Origin of the sequence: Dyella sp. EPa41, assembly GCF_016586165.1 — a bacterium.
Classification (GTDB): domain Bacteria; phylum Pseudomonadota; class Gammaproteobacteria; order Xanthomonadales; family Rhodanobacteraceae; genus Dyella.
Genome location: NZ_BCPR01000154.1, coordinates 1 through 1,022 on the forward strand (window position 1 = coordinate 1; position 1,022 = coordinate 1,022).

Genomic DNA, 1,022 nt, shown 5'->3' on the forward strand with positions numbered 1-1,022 from the left:
CGTGGCATCACGATCTCGACGGCGCACGTGGAATACGAATCGCCGACCCGCCACTACGCCCACGTGGACTGCCCGGGCCATGCCGACTACGTGAAGAACATGATCACGGGTGCGGCGCAGATGGACGGCGCGATCCTGGTGTGCTCGGCCGCGGACGGCCCGATGCCGCAGACGCGCGAACACATCCTGCTGTCGCGCCAGGTGGGCGTGCCGTACATCGTGGTGTTCCTGAACAAGGCCGACATGGTGGACGACGCCGAGCTGCTCGAGCTGGTGGAGATGGAAGTGCGCGAGCTGCTGAGCAAGTACGACTTCCCGGGCGACGACACCCCGATCATCCACGGTTCGGCCAAGCTGGCGCTGGAAGGCGACCAGTCGGAAATCGGCGTGCCGGCGATCATCAAGCTGGTGGACGCGCTGGACACGTACATTCCGGAGCCGCAGCGCGCGATTGACCAGCCGTTCCTGATGCCGGTGGAAGACGTGTTCTCGATCTCGGGCCGCGGCACCGTGGTGACCGGTCGTATCGAGCGCGGCATCATCAAGGTCGGTGACGAAGTGGAAGTGGTGGGCATCCGCCCGACCCAGAAGACCACGGTCACGGGCGTGGAAATGTTCCGCAAGCTGCTGGACCAGGGCCAGGCGGGCGACAACGCCGGTCTGCTGCTGCGCGGCCTCAAGCGCGACGACGTCGAGCGCGGCCAGGTGCTGGCCAAGCCGGGCACGATCACCCCGCACACCGAGTTCGAAGCCGAAGTGTACGTGCTGTCGAAGGACGAGGGCGGCCGTCACACCCCGTTCTTCAAGGGCTACCGCCCGCAGTTCTACTTCCGCACGACCGACGTGACGGGCGCGATCGAACTGCCGGAAGGCGTGGAAATGGTCATGCCGGGTGACAACATCAAGATGGTGGTCACCCTGATCCACCCGATCGCCATGGACCAGGGCCTGCGCTTCGCCATTCGCGAAGGCGGCCGTACCGTCGGCGCCGGCGTGGTGGCCAAGGTCATCAAGTAAGTAGT

1 protein-coding gene is annotated in these 1,022 nt (G+C 65.7%); it reads left to right on the plus strand.

Annotation, left to right across the window (positions count from 1 at the left end; all coding sequences use genetic code 11):
- Nucleotides 1–1,017 (plus strand): elongation factor Tu (tuf, locus tag JMF82_RS21845; protein WP_201316627.1); only part of this gene is annotated, 1,017 nt, incomplete at its 5' end.
- Between the last annotated feature and the right edge of the window lie 5 nt (nt 1,018–1,022).